The following is a 20,622-nucleotide window of genomic DNA, read 5'->3' as shown; positions in this document are numbered from 1 at the left end:
GTCGCGTAATCGTTGCAGCGCTTTACAGCGGTCGATGCGCCCGGCACTCTGGCCATTGTCATTGCTGCAGAGACCTCGTAATGCTCGACCGCACATTTCTCGCCTTCGCCTTCTGTGCTGCGCTGTTCAGTGGCAGTGCCGTGCGCGCCGAAGTTCCGGCGGGTTACTCGATGGTGTTGCTGACCGAGAATTTTCCGCCCTACAACATGGCCAGCAACGACAAGAACTTCGCTCAGGAAGACAACATTCGCGGGATCGCGACCGAGTTGGTGCAGGAAATGTATCGGCGTGCCGGGATTCCCTACAGTATGACCCTGCGCTTTCCCTGGGACCGTATCTACAAGCTGGCCCTGAACAATCCCGGCTATGGGGTATTCGTCACCGCCCGTCTGCCCGAGCGCGAACAGGCCTTCAAGTGGGTCGGTCCTCTGGGGCCGGATGACTGGATCATGCTGGCCCGGGCAGACAGCTCGATCACCCTGGAGAATCTCGACCAGGCCCGGCCCTATCGGATCGGCGCCTACAAGGGCGATGCCATCGCGCAAAGTCTGGCCGAGCGGGACATGCGTCCGATCCTCGCGCTGCGCGACCAGGACAACGCGCGCAAGCTGCTCGACGGGCAGATCGACCTGTGGGCCACGGGTGACCCGGCGGGTCGATACCTGGCTCGTCTGGAAGGGATCAATGGGCTCAAGACGGTGCTGCGTTTCAACAGCGCCGAGCTGTTTCTGGCGCTGAACAAGGAGACACCGCCGGAGGTGGTCGAGCGCCTGCAGCGAGCGCTCGATGACATACGTCGCGAAGGCGTGGTCGATCGGGTCTTCGCCAAGTATCTATGACACTCGGCAGCGTGGATCAGTGGTAGATCCCGCCCTTGCCGTGAGCGGCCGTCGCGCGGTTGCCGCGCTCGCCGATCATCTGCCGGACCGGTATCCACTCCACTCCCTTGGCCTTCAAGCGCGGTAGTTCGCGCTCCAGCACTTCCAGGGTCTGTGGATAAGGGTGGCCGATGATCACCACCGTGCCTTGCTTGTGCGCCAAGGCAATGGCTTTCTCCAGCTGGCCAGCGATGGCCTCGACGGTACGCGTGTCGTCCAGGAAGACATCCCGCGACAGGCTGGCCAGGCCAATGCTCTGGGCCTTGGCGGCGGCCACGGTGGCTGCGCTGGTACGGCTGTCGACGAAGAACATGCCGTGCTGCTGCAATTCGTTCATCAGCAGGGCCATGGCCTCGGGCTGCGACGTCATGCGGCTGCCCTCGTGGTTGTTCAGGCCGGCGGCATAGGGCACGGCCCGCAAGGCAGCCTGCAGGCGGCCGAGCAATTCACTGGCAGGCATGTCGGGACGCCAGGCAAACGGGCCAGCCGCGGGGTCCATGGGCATGTGCACCATCACGGTCTTGCCGGCTTTGTGCGCCTGACGAGCGAAATCGGCCGCATGCGGGGTATCGGGCATGATCGCCAGGGTCACCGGACCGGGCAGGGCCAGGGTGCGACTGTCTCGGGCTGGCGACTGGCCAAGGTCGTCGATGATCAGGCTCAGGTAAGCCGGACCGGCGAAGGCCGGTCCGGCCGTCAGCAGCAACATGGCCAGCAACAGAATGCGGCGCATGTCAGTTGCCGCGCGTCACGCTCAGGCCCTTGAGCAGGCTGAGGGCCTGGCTGATCTGGAAGTCATCGTCCTGCGGCCGCGCCTTGCGGGCGCCGATCGCTGTCTTGCCCGATGGCCGGTCGGCGCCACCGTTGCCGTTGCCAAGGTGACCCTGCAGGTCGGCTTCCTTGAAGCTTTCGGTATCGGCGTCGCGGGTCACCTTGCCCTGGCGCACTTCGACGTCCGGCACGATGCCCTGAGCCTGGATCGAGCGACCATTGGGCGTGTAGTACAACGCCGTGGTGATCTTCAGGGCGCGGTCGTTGTTGAGCGGCAGCACGGTCTGTACCGAGCCCTTGCCGAAGCTGTCGGTGCCCATGAGGATGCCGCGCTTCTGGTCCTGCAGCGCACCGGCGACGATTTCAGCCGCCGAGGCGCTGCCGCCGTTGATCAACACGACCAGAGGCACGCGCTCGCTGGCGTCTGCCGGGTCGGCGGAGAAGCGCAGTTCCGAGTTGGCGATACGGCCCTTGGTGTACACGATCAGGCCCTTGGTCAGGAAGTGGTCGGCCACTTCCACCGCGCTTTGCAGCACGCCGCCTGGGTTGTTGCGCAGGTCGAGGATCAGCCCCTTGAGCTTGCCGTTGTTGTCCTTGCGCAGTTTCGCCAGGGCCTTGCCGACTTCTTCGCCGGTCTTGACCTGGAACTGGGTGATGCGCAGGTAGCCATAGCCGTTTTCCAGCAATTGCGCCTTGACGCTCTTGACCTGGATGGTGGCGCGCGCAAGCGTCACGTCGAAGGGCGTGCCACCGTCGCGCACCAAGGTCAGGGTGATCTTCTCGCCGAGCTTGCCGCGCATCAGGTCGACGGCCTCGGTCATGCTCAGGCCCTGGGTGGGCTGGTTGTTGATCTTGACGATCAGGTCGCCCGCCTCGATGCCGGCCTTGGAGGCTGGCGTATCGTCGATGGGCGAGACCACCTTGATCATGCCGTTGTCGCTGCCCACTTCGATGCCCAGGCCGCCGAACTCGCCGCTGGTGCTTTCCTGCAGCTCCTGGAAGTCCTCGGGGCCCAGGTAGGCCGAGTGGGGATCCAGGTTGCTGAGCATGCCCTTGATGGCGTTCTCCAGCAGGGTCTTGTCATCCACGGGCTCGACATAGGCCGCCTTGATGCGGTCCATCACCTCGGCGAAGGTCCGCAGCTCGTCCAGCGGCAAAGGCGCGGCGGCTGGTGCCGCGCTCGCCGCCCGGGCGGGCTGGGGGGACAGATCGGCGGCGACCACCGCAGGGGCGGCGGTGGCCACGGCGATCGTCAGGGCCAGCGAGGTAAGGCGGGACAGATGCGGCATGTCTAACAGACTCCTGATACGGGTTCGCGCCTTTGAGGGCTGCTTTTGAACGACTGCGCCAGTCAACCGCGACACCACTGCGAAGGGTCGGTCGGTTTGCCTTGCTGGCGTATTGCAAAATACAGCGCTGGCGTGCTCTGCCCGCCGCTGGTTCCTACGGTGGCGATGGCATCACCGGCCTTGACCACGTCGCCGGCCGATTTGAGCAGGGTCTGGTTGTGACCGTACAGGCTGAGATAGCCATTGCCATGGTCGAGAATGACCAGAAGCCCGGCGCCGCGCAACCAGTCGGCGAAGACCACACGGCCACCATGCACTGCATGCACCTGGCTGCCGGCCGAGGCACTGATCATCACCCCATCCCATTTGGTACGAACGTCGTCACCGCGGGTTTCCCCGAAGCGTGCCAACAGTCGACCATCGACAGGCCATGGAAGTTTTCCCCGCGCGGAGGCAAATGCACCGCCGAAGCTCTCGCCGCTGCTGGACACCATCGGGCCCGACGGCGCACGAGGCGCCTGGGGCGCGGGTGTCGGGGCCTCTCGGGCGGCGGCTGCAGCCGCCTCACGCTGGCGACGCTGCTCGGCCTCCTGAGCGGCGAGCAGGGCCTTCTGCCGCGCTTCCTCGGCCTCGCGTGCCTGGCGAGCCAGGGTTTCCTCGATGGTCTTGAGCACCTTGGCCAGGTCTTCCTGATCCTGCTGGCGGGCTTGCAGTTTCTGATCGCCTTGCTTGTACTGGTCGTTGAGCTTGGCCAAGGCGACCTGGCGCTCCTTGCGCACCTTGTCGAGGTCTTCGCGCTGGCTGTCCAGGTTGCCTTGCTGCACCAACAGCTGCGCCTGCTGCAGGTTGATGTCCTTTTCCACACCGGCCAGCTTCTGCAGGGTCTGGTTGAAGCGTTTCAACTGTTCCAGGCGGGCCTGGCTCAGGTAGTCGTAATAGGTCAGGGTGCGGGCGAACTTCTCCGGGTTCTGCTGGTTGAGCAGAAGCTTGAGGTATTCCTGGCGCCCGCTCTGGTAGGCCGCACGGGCCTGGATGGCAATGAGGCGTTGCTGTTCGACCCGGGCGGCCTGGAGCTTGGCTTTCTCGCCATCGAGACGCTCCAGCTCGCCCTCAGTCTTTTTTAGTTCTTTCTGCAGGGCCTCCACCTGCTTTTCCAGCTTGCCCATCTCGGTTTCGGTCGTGCGCAGCTCTTTCTGCACCCCGGATCTTTCTGCCTGCAGCGTGCCAAGGGTTTTCTGCAGCTCGGCGATGTCCTTGCGGGTGGCATCGATCTGCTGCTGGGTTTGCGCGCGCTCGTCGGCGAAGGCCGGGCCGAGCAGGCAGGTCAGGGTCAGGAACGTCAGGGCGCGGAACATGGGTCAGCCTTGTACCAGGATCGAGGTGCCGGTCATTTCTTCGGGCTTGGGCAGGCCCATCAACCAGAGCATGGTCGGCGCCACGTCGGCCAGCACGCCGCCTTCGCGAACCTTGACGTCGCGCTTGCCGACGTAGATGAACGGCACCGGCTCGGTGGTGTGGGCGGTATGTGCCTGACCGGTGCAGACGTCTTCCATCTGCTCGCAGTTGCCGTGGTCGGCGGTGATCAACGCTTCGCCACCGACCTTGTCGAGTGCGGCGGTGATACGGCCTACGCAGGTGTCCAGGCACTCTACTGCCTGGATCGCGGCGGCCATGATGCCGCTGTGGCCAACCATGTCGCCGTTCGCATAGTTGACCACGATGACGTCATAGCGCTGCTGCTCGATGGCTTCGACGATGCGGTCGGTCACTTCCGGCGCGCTCATTTCCGGCTGCAGGTCGTAGGTTGCAACCTTCGGCGAAGGCACCAGAATGCGTTCTTCGCCGGCGAACTCTTCTTCGCGGCCGCCGGAAAAGAAGAACGTCACGTGGGCGTACTTTTCGGTTTCGGCGATGCGCAGCTGGGTCTTGCCGTTCTTCGCCAGGTATTCGCCCAGCACGTTGTTCAGGCCGGTAGCGGCAAATGCCGCCGGTGCCGGGATCTTCGCCGAGTATTGGGTCAGGCCGACATAGCCGGCCAGCTTGGGCTGGCGTGCGCGTGGGAAATCGTTGAAATCGTCTTCGACGAATACGCGGCTGAGCTCGCGCGCGCGGTCGGCGCGGAAGTTCATGAAGATCACGGCGTCGCCGTCTTCGACACGGACGGGCTCGCCTACCGTGGTGGCCTTGACGAATTCGTCGCTCTCGCCACGCTCGTAGGCGGCCTGCAAACCCTGCACGGCAGTGGCGGCATGGAATTCCGACGCGCCGTCGACGATCAGGTTGTACGCGGCGCTGACGCGATCCCAGCGGTTGTCGCGATCCATGGCGAAGTAACGCCCGATCAGGCTGGCGGTGCGGCCGTGGCCGAGACGGGCGAAGGTCGAGTCCATCAGTTCCAGCGAGGCCTGCGCGCTCTTGGGCGGTGTGTCGCGGCCGTCGAGGAAAGCATGCAGGTAGAGCTTCTGCGCGTCGCGACCGGCGGCCAGCTCGGCCATGGCGACCAGGTGGTCCTGATGGCTGTGCACGCCACCGTCGGACAGCAGACCCATGAAGTGCACCGCCTTGCCGGCTGCGACGGCCTTGTCCACGGCCGCGCAGATGGTGGGGTTGGTGAAGAACTCGCCATCGCGGATGGCCTTGGTCACGCGAGTGAAGTCCTGATACACCACACGCCCGGCGCCCAGGTTCATGTGGCCGACTTCCGAGTTGCCCATCTGCCCGTCGGGCAGGCCGACATCCATGCCCGAGCCCGAGATCAAGCCGTTGGGCTGGCTTGCCGTGAGTGCATCGAGCACCGGCTTGCGAGCCGAATAGACCGCGTTGTACTCGTGGTTTTCGCTGTGACCGAAACCATCGAGGATGATCAGGACCAGGGGTTTGGGCGTGGTTGTCATGGATCCCACTCGCTATGTCAGAAGAGCATTCAGGAGAAGCCCGGCATTTTAGGGCATTGCGGGGCTGTGTGACGAATCATGGCGGTTTATTTCATCGCGGACGCAAGAACAACAAGCACAGACCCGCAATGAGGCCGAGCGGTTCCGTCCGGCGGGCTTTGGCCGGACTTGGCGGCTGTGTATACTGGCCGACATTTTAACGCCCTGGAACCCGCTGATGGTTGCTCACCTGATTGAATTCGCCACAAATCACTATCTGCTCGTGACCGCGTTCGTGGTCCTGCTGGTCATGCTGATCATGCTGGAAATGAGCAAGGGTGCCAAAAGCCTCAGCCCCCGCGAGCTGACTGCGCTGGTCAACAGCGAGCAGGGCGTGGTCGTGGACATCCGCAACAAGAAGGAATACGCCGCCGGCCACATCGTCGGTGCCTTGAGCATTCCTCAGGACAAGCTGGCCAGCCGCGTCGGCGAGCTGGAGAAGTACAAGGGCAAGACCCTGATCGTGGTCGACGCCATCGGCCAGCACGCCGGCACTGCCTGTGCCGAGCTGGTCAAGGCCGGCCACACCGCCGCCAAACTGGCCGGTGGCGTATCGAGCTGGCGTGCCGACAACCTGCCGGTGGTGAAGTGACATGAAGCCGATCGTCGTTTACTCCAGTGACTATTGCCCCTACTGCTCGCGCGCCAAGTACCTGCTGGAAAGCAAGAAAGCGAAGTTCACCGAGATCAAGGTCGACGGCAAGTCCGAGCTGCGTCGCGAAATGGCCGCCAAGGCCGGCCGCACCTCGGTGCCACAGATCTGGATCGGCGACTTGCACGTCGGCGGCTGCGACGACCTGTTCGCCCTCGAGCGCGCCGGCAAACTGGACGCGTTGCTGGGGGCCTGATTCGGTCCCCTTTACCCCCACACCTCTGAAGATCACAAGGATCAGCGATGACCGATCAAGCGAACAATGGCGCTGCCGCCGAAAACGAACCGCAGTTCTCGCTGCAGCGCATCTACGTGCGTGACCTGTCGTTCGAAGCCCCGAAAAGCCCGGCGATCTTCCGCCAGCAGTGGGAGCCCAGCGTTTCCCTGGACCTGAACACCCGCCAGAAAGGCCTGGAAGGCGACTTCCACGAGGTCGTGCTGACCCTGTCGGTCACGGTCAAGAACGGCGAAGAAGTGGCGTTCATCGCCGAAGTGCAACAGGCCGGTATCTTCCTGATCAAGGGTCTGGACGAAGGCTCGATGAGCCACACCCTGGGTGCTTTCTGCCCCAACATCCTGTTCCCGTATGCCCGCGAGACCCTGGACAGCCTGGTGACTCGCGGTTCGTTCCCGGCGCTGATGCTCGCTCCGGTGAACTTCGACATGCTCTACGCGCAGGAACTGCAACGCATGCAGGAATCGGGCGAAGCTCCTTCGGCGCAGTAAGCATGGCCGTGCTGTGAACGAAAAGCGCCTTTCGGGGCGCTTTTTTGTGTGTGCGTGCTGCCTCTTTCGCGAGCCCTTTGCCCCGCTAAGAGGCCCTCAGGCCCTACTCAAACCCCAGCTGTCGCCAGGCCTCATAGACAGCCACCGCAACCGTATTGGACAGGTTCAAACTGCGGCACCCCTCGCGCATCGGCAGGCGCAACTTGTGCTGGCTGTCCAGCGCGTCCAGCACCTCGGCCGGCAGCCCACGGCTTTCCGGACCGAACAGGAACGCATCGCCCTTCTCGAAGCTGGCATCATGAAACGGTCGCGAACCCTTGGTGGTGAACGCGAACACCCGTGGCTGCCCCAGGCTTTCCAGGCAACTGGCCAGATCGGCATGGCGCTGCAGAGTGGCATATTCGTGATAATCCAGGCCGGCCCGACGCAAGCGCTTGTCGTCCAGCTCGAAGCCGATCGGCTCTATCAGGTGCAGGGCACAACCGCTGTTGGCACACAGCCTGATAATGTTGCCCGTATTGGGTGGAATCTCTGGTTGAAAAAGGATCACGTGAAACATGCGCGGCACCGAACTGAAGGACGGGCAGCATTCTACTCCTGATCCGAGCGAGCGTTCGCAACTGTGGCCACGGGTCTTGGGCTCGCTGGCCCTGTTCGGCCTGCTGATCGGCCTGATGATCGGCCGCCTGACCAATCCCGAGCCTGCTCGCCTGGACAACATCGAAGTGCACCGCGACCAGCTGGTGCTGTGGTTCAACGACGAGCCGAAGGTGCATGCCGAGGTGGTCGGAGGAACGGTGGCGATATTGTTCGACGCCACGGGTGCGCCGGCCAGCGGGCGGTTGCTGGTGGACGGCAAGCCGGTGACCTGGCGCATTCAGCGCAGTGAGGAGGGGTTGTTGTTGACCGCAGTGGCGGCGCGCCCCTTGCAGATGCAATGGCGCGCGGTACAGGTCGATGGACGTTGGCAAACCACCATCGAGCTGGGCGAGCAATAAAAGAGGGGACTCCAGCCTGCCTGTACCGGAGCCCCCCAAGCGGGGATGAAATACTTGGCGCGGGGCCAGGTGTTTCGGTGTAAAGAAGGGGAGTCCCGGCCTGCCTGTACCAAGGTCCCCAAAACAGTTGTGCGGTATTCCAGCCTTGGCTGGAGTCGCGGTGTAAAGAGGGAATCCCCGGCCTGCCTGTACCAAGGTTCCCGAAACTGGGTAATGATTAGTACATTGCAGCGCGCGTGCCAGTTTTTTTGCAGAAGCTTTCTGAACACCCAAAAATTTTTTACATGATTTCTATCTGATTGAAATATAAGAAAAAATAATTTTTTTCGGATATCGGTCTTTTAGCTCATTGAAACGAACGAGGTTTTATCCGAGCGGTCAGCGATGTTCAGCAGCGCATCGTGTGGGTGCACTGCACAAGGCCAATGCACAAAAGCGGAGAGTTTCTACAAGCCCCTGTAGCAGCGGCGCGAGCCGCGTCGGCGGTATATGCGGTCTATCTGACCCACCGCGGTGAGGCCGGACGCGGCTTGCGCCGCTGCTACAGGGATCGGGTATGCCATGGGGGGTGTGGAGGGCATCTGACGTACGCCTGTAGCAGCGGCGCGAGCCGCGTCGGCGGTATGTGCGGAGCATCTGACCCACCGCAGTGAGGCCGGACGCGGCTTGCGCCGCTGCTACAGGGATCGGGTATGCCCGTGGCGGTGTGCGCGACGTCAGGCTTCCTCGACTTCGTCCTCGTCGGCGCCATCGACCTTCATGCCCAGCTCCTTGATCTTGCGCGTCAGGGTGTTGCGGCCCCAACCCAGGAGCACGGCGGCGTCGCGACGGCGTCCGGCGGTGTGCTTCAGGGCCGTCTCGATCATGATCCGCTCGAAACTGGGCACGGCGCTGTCGAGCAGGCTCGACTGGCCACGTGCCAGGGCCTGGTCGGCCCACTGGCGCAGCGCCTGCTCCCAGTTGGTTACCGGTGCCGCGTCCTGCGGCAGGCTCAGCAGTTCGGGCGGCAGATCGCTAGTGTGCACTTCCCGACCCGATGCCATCACGGTGATCCAGCGGCAGGTGTTCTCCAGCTGACGCACGTTGCCGGGCCACGGCAGGTTCTTCAGGTATTCCTCGGTTTCGCTCTTGAGCAGCTTGGGCTCGACCGCCAGTTCCTGGGCGGCACGGCTGAGGAAATGGCGGGCCAGGGTCGGGATGTCTTCACGGCGGTCCGACAGGCGCGGGATGTGGATGCGGATCACATTGAGGCGATGGAACAAGTCTTCGCGGAACTTGCCGGCGTGCACCAGGGTTTCCAGGTTCTGGTGGGTGGCGGCGATGATACGCACGTCGACCTTCACCGGAATGTGCCCGCCAACGCGATAGAACTCGCCATCGGCCAGCACGCGCAGCAGGCGCGTCTGGGTATCGGCCGGCATGTCGCCGATTTCGTCGAGAAACAGCGTGCCGCCGTCGGCCTGTTCGAAACGGCCACGGCGCAGGTTGGCCGCGCCGGTGAAGGCGCCCTTTTCATGGCCGAACAGCTCCGACTCCATCAGGTCCTTGGGGATCGCCGCCATGTTCAGCGCAATGAAGGGAGACGCGGCCCGTGGGCTGTGCCGGTGCAGGGCGTGGGCGACCAGTTCCTTGCCGGTGCCCGACTCGCCGTTGATCAGCACGGTGATGTTGGAGTGGCTGAGTCGGCCGATGGCGCGGAAGACTTCCTGCATGGCCGGCGCTTCACCGATGATCTCGGGCGTGCGGGTCAATGCCGGGACTTCGGTCAGGCCCTGCTGTTCCTGGGCATGCTGGTTGGCGCGCTTGACCAGCGAGACCGCCTCGTCGACGTCGAACGGCTTGGGCAGGTACTCGAAAGCTCCGCCCTGGTAGGAAGCCACCGCGCTGTCCAGGTCCGAATGGGCGGTCATGATGATCACCGGCAGGCGCGGATGCTGTTCGCGAATGCGCGCCAGCAGGTCCAGGCCGCTGGCGCCGGGCATGCGGATGTCGGAGATGATCACGTCGGGCTGCTGGCGTGCCAGCCGGCTCATGACGCCATCGGCGCTGTCGAAGCTTTGGGTGGTCATGCCTTCTTGCTGCAGGGCCTTTTCCAGTACCCAGCGGATGGAACGGTCGTCATCGACGATCCAGACAGTTTCACTACGGCTCATGACGAAGCGGCTCCTTGTTCCAGCGGCAGGAAGATCGAAAAGGTGGTGTGGCCGGGGTGGCTTTCACATTCGATCAAGCCTTGGTGCTGACTGATGATGTTCTGGGTAATGGCCAGCCCCAGGCCGGTGCCGTCGGGACGGCCACTGACCATGGGGTAGAAGATGGTTTCCTGCAGTTGGGCCGGAATGCCCGGACCGTTGTCGGTGATCTCGATCTTGCTCACCAGGCGATGGCGCACGTGGCCGATGGTGAACTGGCGCATGGCGCGGGTGCGCAGGCTGATACGGCCCAGGCGCAGCTCGTTCTGGCCGCTGATGGCCTGCATGGCATTGCGCACGATGTTGAGCACCGCCTGGATCATCTGTTCGCGGTCGATCAGGACATCGGGAATGCTCGGGTCGTAGTCGCGCACCAAGGTGATGCAACCCTGGCTTTCAGCCTCGACCAGATTGGCCACGCGCTCCAATACCTCGTGGATGTTGGTCATGGCCAGCGAGGGCAGCTTGTTCGAGCCAAGCATGCGGTCGACCAGGTTACGCAGGCGGTCGGCTTCCTCGATGATGACGTTGGTGTAGTCCTTGAGGCTTTCCTCGGGCAGCTCGCGGGCCAGCAACTGAGCGGCGCCGCGGATGCCACCGAGTGGGTTCTTGATTTCGTGGGCCAGGCCGCGCACCAGCATCTTGGTGGTTTCCTGCTTGGACAGCTGCGCCTCCTCCTTGGTGATGCGCAGCAGGCGATCGCGCGGGTGCACTTCGAGCAGCAGCCAGGTCGCTCCGTTGCTGAGGATCGGCGTCACGGCATAGTCGACCGTCAGCGTCTGGCCGGCCAGCGCGGTCAGCATCGCTTCGCGCTTGGTGAAGGGATGAGCCTGCTCCACGGCCTGGCGCAGGGAATTCAAGGCTTCGGTCGATTCGGTGAACAGTTCGCTGATGAACTGACCATGGCTGCGCTGGCCACTGATCGCCAGCAACATCTCGGCTGCGGGGTTCATATACTCAAGGCGCAGGTCGGCATTGAGCAGAATGGTGGCAGTGGTGAGGTTGTCGAGTAACAGTCGGTGCAGGGCATCGCTGATGGTCATGGGGACAGGTGACCTCTTTTGGCACAGGGCGCCCGCGGCAATGCCCGGGTTCGCGCGCGAAACAAACTCGCTGGTGCAGGGAAAATGCAAGAACCAAACCAAGGCTCCGAAAAGAAGCGCCGATCGTACAAATGAGTGCCACAGGTGCTCAGCGTCTGCGCGAAAACCCGTGGCATGCCGCCAGGACGAACCAAAATGGCACGTTCCGACTTTCGGCAGTCCCGATAGTGCACCAATCGAGTGCGCCAGTGTTAGCCACCGGGTCGCGGCTCAGTTGTCTTCGGGTTTGTCTTTGAGCGGGCATTCCGGACGTACGCCGTAATCGGCAGTCCGGCAAGGATGGACACGGCGTTTCTGGATCAGCGAGATGCGCTGCAGATGGACCGGCTGTGCAGGCGTGCGCTCGATCACATGGTCGTCCTGATCGATGATCTCGGCAGCCAGGGTATGGGTGCCGCGGTCAACATTGCTCAGGGCGAATACCGGGCTGCGGCCCGGAGCCTGCGCGATTTCACCGTCCAGCAGCAGGCGGTAGCGATGGTTGGGCTGCAAAGCCGGCTCGCTGGTGAGGGTGACGATCAGTGAACCGTCTTCCTCGCGCACGGCGGTGTCCGGCAGCGGGCCGAGGATGCGCAGCATCTGATAGCGCATCACCGTCGATTTAGTCGGAACGGCCACCTTGCCGGTGCGTGGCGGTGTGGCGGTTGCCGGTGCGCTGGTGCCGGAGCGTGTCGGCATCGGCACGCGTTCGGCGCCTTTGCCGGGCTGGTCGGTGAACACCCGGTTGCCGTTGGCGTCGACGTAGGTGTACACCGCAGCCTGGGCCGACGCGGTGCTCAAGGCCAGCCAGAGCAGTGCCCAATACCTCATGGAAGGTGGACCCGCTGCACCGTGAAGGTAACGGTGGCGCTTTCTTGGATGACCGCTTCCTGGCTGTCGACCACTTGCACCGCCAGGCTGTGATCACCACGATCGACGTTCACCAGTTGCAACCGCGGCACGTTGGTCGGCTGGCCGTAGGGCTGGCCGTCGAGGACCAGGCGCAGCCGGTCTCCCGAGCGCAGGCGGGGCACGATCGCTACGCCGACGTCGAAGGTACCGTTGTTGGCGCGCAGGGCTTCGTCGCTCGGCAGGCCGGTCAGCTCCAATTGGCTGTACTGAGTCTGCGGCACCTGGACGGCCGTGCTGGGCAGCGTCACCGGCGCCGACTTGCGCGGCGACTCGACGCTGTTGAGCGGCGGCAGTTCGACCGTCTGGCTCGCGCGCCCCTCGGGAGGCTGGTTGCTGTAGGCGGTGTTGCCCTGGGCATCGGTGTACTTGTAGATCTGCGCGGCGGCAGGCAGCGAACACAGCAGTAAGAGCGAGGCTAGGGGTGAGCGCATGGAAACTTCTCTGAGTGGCGCTTGCATGGAGGCCAGCATAGAGCAAATGGCAGGTCGGGTGCATCGCGGCTGTGGCGACCGCGCAACGAAAAAAGGCCACCCGAGGGTGGCCTTTCTGTCACATCACAGGGATCAGACGCTGTAGTACAGGTCGTATTCCAGTGGGTGTACGAAGGTACGGACCTTGATTTCTTCTTCGCTCTTCAGAGCGATGAAGGCATCGATGAAGTCGTCGCTGAACACGCCGCCCTTGGTCAGGAACGCACGGCCCTTGTCCAGCTCTTCCAGGGCTTCCTTCAGGCTGCCGCAAACCTGCGGGATTTCCTTGGCCTCTTCAGGCGGCAGGTCGTACAGGTTCTTGTCGGCGGCATCGCCAGGGTGGATCTTGTTCTGGATGCCGTCCAGGCCAGCCATCAGCAGCGCTGCGAAGGCCAGGTACGGGTTGGCTGCCGGATCCGGGAAGCGGGCTTCGATACGACGGCCCTTAGGGCTGTTGACGTAAGGAATGCGGATCGAAGCGGAACGGTTGCGAGCCGAGTAGGCCAGCATCACTGGGGCTTCGAAACCTGGGACCAGACGCTTGTAGGAGTTGGTCGACGGGTTGGTGAAGCCGTTCAGTGCCTTGCCGTGCTTGATGATGCCGCCGATGAAGTACAGGGCGGTATCGGACAGACCGGCATAGCCTTCGCCAGCGAAGGTGTTCTTGCCTTCCTTGGAGATCGACATGTGCACGTGCATACCCGAGCCGTTGTCACCGTACAGTGGCTTGGGCATGAAGGTAGCGGTGCGGCCGTAGGCGTCGGCAACGTTGTGCACGACATACTTCAGGGTCTGCACTTCGTCGGCCTTGGCGACCAGGGTGTTGAACTTGACGCCGATTTCGTTCTGGCCGGCAGTCGCCACTTCGTGGTGGTGAACTTCGACGACCTGACCCATCTCTTCCAGTGCGTTGCACATGGCAGTACGGATTTCGTGGTCGTGGTCGACCGGTGGCACTGGGAAGTAGCCGCCTTTCACGCCTGGACGGTGGCCCTTGTTGCCGCCGTCGACGTCCTGGTCGGTCATCCAGGAAGCCTGTTCCGAGAAGATCTTGAACATGGAGCCGGAGATGTCCGACTTGAACTTCACTTCGTCGAAGATGAAGAACTCAGGCTCGGGACCGACGAACACGGTGTCACCGATACCGGTCGACTTCAGGTATTCCTCGGCACGGTGGGCAATGGCGCGCGGGTCGCGATCGTAGCCTTGCATGGTCGACGGTTCGATGATGTCGCAGACCAGAATCAGGGTCGGCTCTTCGGTGAACGGGTCGAGCACGGCGGTGCTGTCGTCGGGCAGCAGGATCATGTCGGAGGCTTCGATGCCTTTCCAGCCTTCGATGGAGGAGCCGTCGAACATCTTGCCGACTTCGAAGAAGTCGTCGTCCAGTGCATCGCGCGCCGGCATGGTCACGTGCTGCTGCTTGCCTTTGGTATCAGTGAAGCGCAGATCAATCCACTTGACGTCATGATCTTTGATGAGTTGAACCGACTTCGACATGTTGTCCTCCGGGGTGGAATAGGGCCGATTATGGTGAGGGCCCCAAATATGAGTGATGCCGGGCCCGATAGTCGGCCAAGGCAACCTGCCTCACAAGGGAGCAATTTGCATGCCAGTGCCCCGTGATGGGCGCAATGCCGCTGTGCACGATCCCTATGTTCGAGCACATTCCCCCGTAGCAGCGGCGCAAGCCGCGTCATGCTTTGTTTCAGGCATCGATGCGTATAAAGGCGGGATGCGGCTTGCGCCGCTGCTGCAGGGGGCTGTGGTGAATGGGGGTGCGCTGGTTTGGTGCGGGGTGTTTGTGGGTGGTCCAGAATGGTGCGTTCGGCCGTTCGTACGATAACTGGTCAAACCTTGAGCAATTTCCGCTATAATCCGCGCCCCTCTTTTCAGGCTGGCATTTCGCGCGCTGTTTTCATGAAACTTATCGTAAAAGTCTTCCCAGAGATCACCATCAAGAGCCCGCCGGTGCGCAAGCGTTTCATCCGCCAGCTCGCCAAGAACATCCGCATGGTGCTCCGTGACCTGGACCCGCAGCTGGTGGTCAATGGCGTGTGGGACAACCTTGAAGTCCAGACCAAGCTGACGGACGCCAAGGTGTTGCGCGAGATGACTGAGCGCCTGAGCTGCACGCCAGGTATCGCGCATTTCCTGCAAGTGGACGAATACCCGCTGGGCGATATGGATGACATCGTGGCCAAGTGCAAGGCGCACTTCGGCCCGCTGCTGCCTGGGAAGATCTTTTCGGTACGTGCCAAGCGTGCCGGCAAGCATGCCTTCAGCTCGATGGACGTGGAACGCACCGTCGGCAGTCAATTGCGCCGTGAGTGCGGCGCTGCCGGCATCGACCTGAAAAAGCCCGACGTCGTGGTGCGCCTGGAAATCCGTGACCAGCGCCTGTTCGTCATCCATGACCAGCACGATGGCCTGGGCGGTTACCCGTTGGGTGCTCTGGAACAGACCATGGTTCTGATGTCCGGTGGTTTCGATTCCACTGTCGCGGCCTACCAGATCATGCGTCGCGGCCTGATGACCCATTTCTGCTTCTTCAATCTGGGCGGTCGTGCCCATGAACTGGGCGTGATGGAAGTCGCTCACTTCCTGTGGAAGAAGTACGGCAGCTCCCAACGCGTGCTGTTCATCAGCGTGCCGTTCGAAGAAGTGCTGGGCGAGATTCTCGGCAAGGTCGACAACAGCCACATGGGCGTGATCCTCAAGCGCATGATGCTGCGTGCCGCCACGCGCCTGGCCGACCAGTTGAAGATTCCTGCGCTGGTCACCGGCGAGGCCATCTCCCAGGTCTCCAGTCAGACCCTGCCCAACCTGTCGGCGATCGACAGCGCCACCGACAAACTCGTGTTGCGTCCACTGCTGGCCAGCCATAAACAGGACATCATCGATCAAGCAGTTGAAATTGGGACTGCCGATTTTGCCAAACACATGCCAGAATATTGCGGCGTGATTTCGGTCAACCCGACCACCAGCGCAAAACTGCCGCGCGTTGTCCATGAAGAGAAGTCTTTCGACATGGCCGTGCTCGAGCGAGCGCTGGAGCGTGCCAAGCTGGTGTCCATCGATGAAGTCATCGACCAGCTGGGCCGGGATATCGAAGTCGAAGAGGTCAGCCAGGTGCTGCCCGGACAGGTCGTCATCGATATCCGCCACCCCGATGCCCAGGAAGACCAGCCATTGTCACTGGCCGGCATCGAGGTCAAGGCAATGCCTTTTTATGCCCTGAACAACCGCTTCAAGGAACTGGACTTCACACGCCAGTACTTGCTGTATTGCGACAGGGGCGTCATGAGCCGACTGCATGCTCACCATTTGTTGAGTGAGGGACATGCCAATGTGCGCGTTTATCGTCCGACATAGAGTTCCGGGGTTGAATGGCGGATCCATCCGCCATCGCCCCCCCGACCACAGGGTCGGTTGCAACATCGTTGATTAATATTCGCCACGTAGAATGCGCGGCAACCGAATCCTCTGATCGAGATACACAAGTGATCGAAAATCTACGCAACATCGCCATCATTGCTCACGTTGACCATGGTAAAACCACCCTGGTAGACAAACTCCTGCGTCAGTCCGGCACTCTGGAGCGCAACGAGCTCAACGACGAGCGCGTGATGGACTCCAACGACCAGGAAAAAGAGCGCGGCATTACCATTCTGGCGAAAAACACCGCCATCAACTGGAACGGCTACCACATCAACATCGTGGACACCCCGGGCCACGCCGACTTCGGTGGTGAAGTAGAGCGTGTGATGTCGATGGTCGACTCCGTGCTGCTGCTGGTCGATGCCCAGGACGGCCCTATGCCGCAAACCCGTTTCGTGACCAAGAAGGCGTTCGAAGCCGGCCTGCGTCCGATCGTCTGCATCAACAAGGTCGACCGTCCGGGCGCGCGTCCTGATTGGGTTCTGGACCAGATCTTCGATCTGTTCGACAACCTGGGTGCCACCGAAGAACAGCTGGACTTCAAAGTCGTCTACGCCTCGGCCCTGAACGGCATCGCCGGTCTGGACCACAACGACATGGCCGAAGACATGACCCCGCTGTACCAGTCGATCGTCGACAACGTTCCAGCGCCAGCCGTGGACCGTGAAGGTCCATTCCAGATGCAGATCTCCGCTCTGGACTACAACAGCTTCCTGGGCGTCATCGGTGTTGGCCGTATCGCTCGTGGTTCGGTCAAGCCGAACACCCCGGTTGTGGCCATCAGTGCCGACGGCAAGAAGCGCAACGGCCGTATCCTGAAGCTGATGGGTCACCACGGTCTGCACCGTGTGGACGTCGAAGAAGCCGCTGCTGGCGACATCGTCTGCATCAGCGGTATGGACTCGCTGTTCATCTCCGACACCCTGTGCCACCCGGACACCGTCGAGGCGATGAAGCCACTGACCGTCGACGAGCCGACCGTTTCGATGACCTTCCAGGTCAACGACTCGCCTTTCTGCGGTAAGGAAGGCAAGTTCGTCACCAGCCGTAACATCAAGGACCGTCTGGACAAGGAACTGCTCTACAACGTGGCTCTGCGCGTTGAAGAAGGTGACTCGGCCGACAAGTTCAAGGTCTCCGGCCGTGGTGAGCTGCACCTCTCGGTACTGATCGAAACCATGCGTCGCGAAGGCTTCGAAATGGGCGTCGGTCGTCCGGAAGTGATCATCCGCCAGGTTGACGGCGAGAAGCAGGAACCGTTCGAGAACGTCACCATCGACACCCCTGAAGAATCCCAGGGCAAGGTCATGGAAGAAATGGGTCTGCGTAAAGGCGACCTGACCAACATGGTGCCGGATGGCAAGGGCCGTGTTCGTCTGGAATACAACATCCCTGCTCGTGGTCTGATCGGTTTCCGTAACCAGTTCCTGACCCTGACCAACGGTGCTGGCATCCTGACCTCGATCTTCGATCGCTACGCTCCGATGAAGTCGGGCCACATGTCCGGCCGTCAGAACGGCGTACTGGTTTCGGTCGAAACCGGCAAGGCGCTGACCTACTCCCTGGAAACCCTGCAAGCGCGCGGCAAGCTGTTCGTCGAGCACGGTCAGGAGATCTACAACGGTCAGATCGTCGGCCTGAACAGCCGTGACACCGACATGGGCGTCAACCCAACCAAAGGCAAGAAGCTGGACAACATGCGTGCCTCGGGTAAAGACGAGACCATCGCTCTGGTTCCGCCGGTTCGCTTCACTCTGGAACAGGCCCTGGAATTCATCCAGGACGACGAGCTGTGCGAAGTCACGCCGAAGTCGATCCGTCTGCGCAAGAAGATCCTGGACGAAGGCGAGCGCACCCGCGCTGCCAAGAAAGCCAAGAACTGATTCGTAGTTCCGGTTGATTGAAAAGCCCCCGGCGCGAAAGCGTTCGGGGGCTTTTTTATGGCTGTGGGTGCTAGCAGGTCTGGCCTCTTCGCGGGCAGAGACCCGCTCCCACAGGGGGCTTGGGTGTGTCAGGGAGGCCTTCGCGGGCAGAGGGCTCGCCGCCCACGGATGATCGCCACCACTGTGGGAGCGGGTCTCTGCCCGCGAAGACGCCGGCTTTGGCACTGCAAAGCCCTCTATCGCTCGTCCTCCAGTTTTCCACCCCCAGGCCGATAGCGCAGGCAATATCGATTCCCTCCGAAGGGGGCCCCATGCGCCTGCTACCCACCAAGATCATGTCCCGCTTCAGCCTGGGCATCGTGTTTATCCTGCTGGTAACTGCGGCCGCCATCTATGCGGTCATGGTGCTCAGCGGCGAGCCCAAGCTGATCCAGTCCAACACCAAGAGCGCCGAGCAGTCGGCCACGGCCATCGCACGGCAACTGTCGGTCGAACTGGCCGAGATCGAAGGCCGCGTCGCTGCCTTGGCGAGCCTGGGAGCGACGCTGCCAGCGGATGTCGAGCTGGTGAAAGGTACCTTGGCTCCAATCATCGATTCCCAGGGCAATACCGCCATCGCCGGCGGTGGCCTGTGGCCCGAGCCGGACGCATTCAGCGCAGGCGTGGCCCGTCGCAGTTTCTATTGGGCGCGCAGCGGCCAGAGCCTGGGGTATTCGGAGGAGTACAACGCCAGCACTGTGGATGACTATCACACCGCCGATTGGTACGTGCAGGGCAAGGCCTCCACGCCCGGTCGCTGCGCCTGGTCGGATGCCTACGAGGACCCGGTCAGCAAGATTCTGATGACCACCTGTACCGTGCCCTACAGCCGCGACGGCCGTTTCGCCGGTGTGGCGACCATCGACCTGACCCTCACGGGCCTGGCCGACTTCCTCAAGTCCAATGGGCAGGTCACCGGTGGCTATGCCTTTGCGATCGATCCGTCCGGCAAGGTCCTGTATTTCCCGGCCACCGGCGAGCAACCGGCGCCTGCTGACGAAACGGCACTGCTCGCCGCCTATCCCTGGTTCAAGGCCGTCACCCAGTGGCGCAGCAGCGGCCAGCGTGAGGCGCAGACCTTTCAGGTGGATCATGATGCGCAGCTGGGTGGGGCAGGTTACATCAGCCTCACGCGGGTTCCGGCCAGTGGCTGGACAGTGGGCCTGGCCACGCCCCAGGCACACATGACCGGCATTGCCAGCAAGTTGACCATCGATATCCTCACCACCCTGCTGCCGATCCTGGCACTGGTGTTTGGCCTGGCCTGGCTGGCCGGACGCGCGGTGTTCAGTCAGATCAACGAAACCACGGCACAGATCGACAAATTGGGCGAGCAGGGCGGTGGCACCAGCGCAGAACTGGACGTGGCACGGGCCGATGAGATCGGCCAGTTGCGCGGAGCGGTCAACCGCTACGCCGGCAACCTGCGCAACATGCTCAAGGCGATTGCCGATGAGGCGCTGCGCTTGCAGCAGCAGTCCGATGATGTCGCGCGGCTGTCAGTGATCATGGCCGAGCGCGCGGAAACCCAGCGCCAGGACAATACCTTGCTGGCCACCGCGATCACCGAGATGTCGTCCAGCGCCCAAGAGGTTGCCTCCAACACCACGGAGTGTTCCGACACCGCGCAGCTGTCGCTGTCGACGGCGCGCGAGAGTCAGGGGCATGTGCAGCAGAACAGTCAGACGATCGATTCTCTGACCGGCGATATTGCCAGCGTGGCTCAGGCCATCACCCGCTTGGGTCAGGACATCGAGAGCGTCAGCGGTGTGCTCGACGTGATCAAGTCGATTTCCGCGCAGACCAACCTGCTGGCGCTCAACGCCGCCATCGAAGCGGCTCGCGCGGGCGAGCAGGGCAGAGGCTTTGCGGTGGTCGCCGATGAGGTGCGCACCCTCGCCGGGCGCACCCAGACGTCGGCCGACGAGATTCAGCAGATGATCGGCGAGCTGCGTCAGGCGTCGGTAAAGGCGGTCGATACCATGGTGGCGGGCGAGGACCGGACGCGCACCGTGGCGCAGCAGGCCGGTGTGCTGAGCGTATCGCTGGGCAGCACGGTGGTGGGTTTCGACGACATCGTCCAGCGCACCCAGCAGATCGCCGTGGCGGCCCAAGAGCAGAGCCATGTCACTCAGGAGATCACCGAGCTGGCGGTGCGCATTCACGCGGCCAGTGAGGACGGCGCGCGTGACGCGTCCAGTCTCAGCGAACTGAGCCAGGGCATGCAGGCGCTGTCGACGCGGCTGGCGGGGTTGAGTCGGCAGCGGTGACCGGTGGTCATTCGGCGGCGCGTCCTTCGCGGGCAGAGACCCGCTCCCACAGATGATCACCGCCTCTGTGGGAGCGGGTCTCTGCC

The 20,622-nt window shown here is 62.6% G+C and carries 18 protein-coding genes; 8 read left to right on the top strand and 10 right to left on the bottom strand.

The window, feature by feature from the left end; genetic code table 11:
• Positions 1-80 precede the first annotated feature (80 nt).
• Entirely contained in the window at positions 81-839 is a 759-nt protein-coding gene (locus QMX89_RS18025; RefSeq protein ID WP_282349259.1) for an ABC transporter substrate-binding protein, read from the top strand.
• A gap of 16 nt (positions 840-855) precedes the next feature.
• Here the strand turns inward: QMX89_RS18025 and QMX89_RS18020 are convergent, their stop codons facing one another.
• From QMX89_RS18020 to gpmI, 4 genes are all read right to left on the bottom strand, one after another.
• Entirely contained in the window at positions 856-1,587 is a 732-nt protein-coding gene (locus QMX89_RS18020; RefSeq protein WP_282349273.1) for a divergent polysaccharide deacetylase family protein, read from the bottom strand.
• Between the two features lie 25 nt (positions 1,588-1,612).
• Positions 1,613-2,938 carry a S41 family peptidase gene (locus tag QMX89_RS18015; RefSeq protein WP_049861712.1) on the bottom strand — a complete coding sequence of 442 codons (1,326 nt, stop codon included), beginning with the start codon at positions 2,936-2,938 and terminating at the stop codon, positions 1,613-1,615.
• 62 nt (positions 2,939-3,000) lie between these two features.
• Positions 3,001-4,293, bottom strand: a complete 1,293-nt coding sequence (locus tag QMX89_RS18010) for a murein hydrolase activator EnvC (RefSeq protein WP_282349258.1) — start codon at positions 4,291-4,293, stop codon at positions 3,001-3,003.
• 3 nt (positions 4,294-4,296) lie between these two features.
• Positions 4,297-5,832: a 2,3-bisphosphoglycerate-independent phosphoglycerate mutase gene (gene gpmI / locus QMX89_RS18005; protein ID WP_282349256.1), complete on the bottom strand. Its 1,536-nt coding sequence runs from the start codon at positions 5,830-5,832 to the stop codon at positions 4,297-4,299.
• Between the two features lie 217 nt (positions 5,833-6,049).
• On the opposite strand from gpmI, the gene QMX89_RS18000 reads away from it, so the two are divergent.
• The 3 genes from QMX89_RS18000 to secB are packed head-to-tail and all read left to right on the top strand — an operon-like array spanning position 6,050 to position 7,249.
• Positions 6,050-6,463 (top strand): rhodanese-like domain-containing protein, encoded by a 414-nt coding sequence (locus QMX89_RS18000; RefSeq protein WP_056844454.1) that lies wholly within the window; start codon positions 6,050-6,052, stop codon positions 6,461-6,463.
• Between the two features lies 1 nt (position 6,464).
• On the top strand, positions 6,465-6,719 hold the full coding sequence (gene grxC / locus QMX89_RS17995) for a glutaredoxin 3 (RefSeq protein ID WP_056844453.1): 255 nt from the start codon (positions 6,465-6,467) through the stop codon (positions 6,717-6,719).
• A gap of 47 nt (positions 6,720-6,766) precedes the next feature.
• Positions 6,767-7,249, top strand: coding sequence for a protein-export chaperone SecB (secB, locus tag QMX89_RS17990; RefSeq protein ID WP_049861717.1), 483 nt, complete (start codon positions 6,767-6,769; stop codon positions 7,247-7,249).
• 103 nt (positions 7,250-7,352) lie between these two features.
• Here secB and trmL read toward each other — a convergent pair whose 3' ends face one another.
• Positions 7,353-7,808: a tRNA (uridine(34)/cytosine(34)/5-carboxymethylaminomethyluridine(34)-2'-O)-methyltransferase TrmL gene (gene trmL / locus QMX89_RS17985; protein ID WP_049861718.1), complete on the bottom strand. Its 456-nt coding sequence runs from the start codon at positions 7,806-7,808 to the stop codon at positions 7,353-7,355.
• On the opposite strand from trmL, the gene QMX89_RS17980 reads away from it, so the two are divergent.
• Positions 7,807-8,247 carry a hypothetical protein gene (locus tag QMX89_RS17980; RefSeq protein WP_282349255.1) on the top strand — a complete coding sequence of 147 codons (441 nt, stop codon included), beginning with the start codon at positions 7,807-7,809 and terminating at the stop codon, positions 8,245-8,247. The genes trmL and QMX89_RS17980 overlap by 2 nt on opposite strands.
• 716 nt (positions 8,248-8,963) lie before the next feature.
• Here the strand turns inward: QMX89_RS17980 and ntrC are convergent.
• The 5 genes from ntrC to glnA form a co-directional block, all read right to left on the bottom strand.
• Entirely contained in the window at positions 8,964-10,400 is a 1,437-nt protein-coding gene (gene ntrC, locus QMX89_RS17975; RefSeq protein WP_049861720.1) for a nitrogen regulation protein NR(I), read from the bottom strand.
• The gene (glnL, locus tag QMX89_RS17970; protein WP_043191452.1) at positions 10,397-11,482 is read right to left on the bottom strand and encodes a nitrogen regulation protein NR(II); all 1,086 of its coding nucleotides are present in this window, start codon (positions 11,480-11,482) and stop codon (positions 10,397-10,399) included. The genes ntrC and glnL overlap by 4 nt, the downstream gene beginning before the upstream one ends.
• A gap of 270 nt (positions 11,483-11,752) precedes the next feature.
• The gene (locus QMX89_RS17965) at positions 11,753-12,352 is read right to left on the bottom strand and encodes a DUF4124 domain-containing protein (protein WP_282349254.1); all 600 of its coding nucleotides are present in this window, start codon (positions 12,350-12,352) and stop codon (positions 11,753-11,755) included.
• Positions 12,349-12,864 (bottom strand): DUF4124 domain-containing protein, encoded by a 516-nt coding sequence (locus QMX89_RS17960; protein ID WP_049861722.1) that lies wholly within the window; start codon positions 12,862-12,864, stop codon positions 12,349-12,351. Before QMX89_RS17960 ends, QMX89_RS17965 begins: the two co-directional genes overlap by 4 nt.
• Positions 12,865-12,996: 132 nt before the next feature.
• Positions 12,997-14,403, bottom strand: coding sequence for a glutamate--ammonia ligase (gene glnA / locus QMX89_RS17955; RefSeq protein WP_049861723.1), 1,407 nt, complete (start codon positions 14,401-14,403; stop codon positions 12,997-12,999).
• Positions 14,404-14,823: 420 nt separating this feature from the next.
• Between glnA and thiI the strand changes: the two genes are divergently transcribed.
• The 3 genes from thiI (at position 14,824) to QMX89_RS17940 (ending at position 20,536) form a co-directional block, all read left to right on the top strand.
• Positions 14,824-16,278 (top strand): tRNA uracil 4-sulfurtransferase ThiI, encoded by a 1,455-nt coding sequence (thiI, locus tag QMX89_RS17950; protein WP_049861724.1) that lies wholly within the window; start codon positions 14,824-14,826, stop codon positions 16,276-16,278.
• Positions 16,279-16,406: 128 nt separating this feature from the next.
• Complete coding sequence (gene typA / locus QMX89_RS17945) at positions 16,407-18,227, top strand: translational GTPase TypA (RefSeq protein WP_049861725.1); 1,821 nt, start codon at positions 16,407-16,409, stop codon at positions 18,225-18,227.
• 311 nt (positions 18,228-18,538) lie between these two features.
• Positions 18,539-20,536, top strand: a complete 1,998-nt coding sequence (locus tag QMX89_RS17940) for a methyl-accepting chemotaxis protein (RefSeq protein WP_282349252.1) — start codon at positions 18,539-18,541, stop codon at positions 20,534-20,536.
• Positions 20,537-20,622: the final 86 nt, after the last annotated feature.

Source organism: Pseudomonas sp. PS01301, assembly GCF_029960215.1.
GTDB lineage: Bacteria > Pseudomonadota > Gammaproteobacteria > Pseudomonadales > Pseudomonadaceae > Aquipseudomonas > Aquipseudomonas coleopterorum.
Note: the sequence above shows the minus strand (reverse complement) of the source record. Positions and strands in the feature narration are given on the sequence as shown.

Coding starts and splice junctions, on each gene's coding strand:
- QMX89_RS18025 (WP_282349259.1), top strand. CDS start 81: ATGCTCGACCGCACATTTCTCGCCTTCGCCTTCTGTGCTGCGCTGTTC.
- QMX89_RS18020 (WP_282349273.1), bottom strand. CDS start 1,587: ATGTTGCTGCTGACGGCCGGACCGGCCTTCGCCGGTCCGGCTTACCTG.
- QMX89_RS18015 (WP_049861712.1), bottom strand. CDS start 2,938: ATGCCGCATCTGTCCCGCCTTACCTCGCTGGCCCTGACGATCGCCGTG.
- QMX89_RS18010 (WP_282349258.1), bottom strand. CDS start 4,293: ATGTTCCGCGCCCTGACGTTCCTGACCCTGACCTGCCTGCTCGGCCCG.
- gpmI (WP_282349256.1), bottom strand. CDS start 5,832: ATGACAACCACGCCCAAACCCCTGGTCCTGATCATCCTCGATGGTTTC.
- QMX89_RS18000 (WP_056844454.1), top strand. CDS start 6,050: ATGGTTGCTCACCTGATTGAATTCGCCACAAATCACTATCTGCTCGTG.
- grxC (WP_056844453.1), top strand. CDS start 6,465: ATGAAGCCGATCGTCGTTTACTCCAGTGACTATTGCCCCTACTGCTCG.
- secB (WP_049861717.1), top strand. CDS start 6,767: ATGACCGATCAAGCGAACAATGGCGCTGCCGCCGAAAACGAACCGCAG.
- QMX89_RS17980 (WP_282349255.1), top strand. CDS start 7,807: ATGCGCGGCACCGAACTGAAGGACGGGCAGCATTCTACTCCTGATCCG.
- trmL (WP_049861718.1), bottom strand. CDS start 7,808: ATGTTTCACGTGATCCTTTTTCAACCAGAGATTCCACCCAATACGGGC.
- ntrC (WP_049861720.1), bottom strand. CDS start 10,400: ATGAGCCGTAGTGAAACTGTCTGGATCGTCGATGACGACCGTTCCATC.
- glnL (WP_043191452.1), bottom strand. CDS start 11,482: ATGACCATCAGCGATGCCCTGCACCGACTGTTACTCGACAACCTCACC.
- QMX89_RS17965 (WP_282349254.1), bottom strand. CDS start 12,352: ATGAGGTATTGGGCACTGCTCTGGCTGGCCTTGAGCACCGCGTCGGCC.
- QMX89_RS17960 (WP_049861722.1), bottom strand. CDS start 12,864: ATGCGCTCACCCCTAGCCTCGCTCTTACTGCTGTGTTCGCTGCCTGCC.
- glnA (WP_049861723.1), bottom strand. CDS start 14,403: ATGTCGAAGTCGGTTCAACTCATCAAAGATCATGACGTCAAGTGGATT.
- thiI (WP_049861724.1), top strand. CDS start 14,824: ATGAAACTTATCGTAAAAGTCTTCCCAGAGATCACCATCAAGAGCCCG.
- QMX89_RS17940 (WP_282349252.1), top strand. CDS start 18,539: ATGCGCCTGCTACCCACCAAGATCATGTCCCGCTTCAGCCTGGGCATC.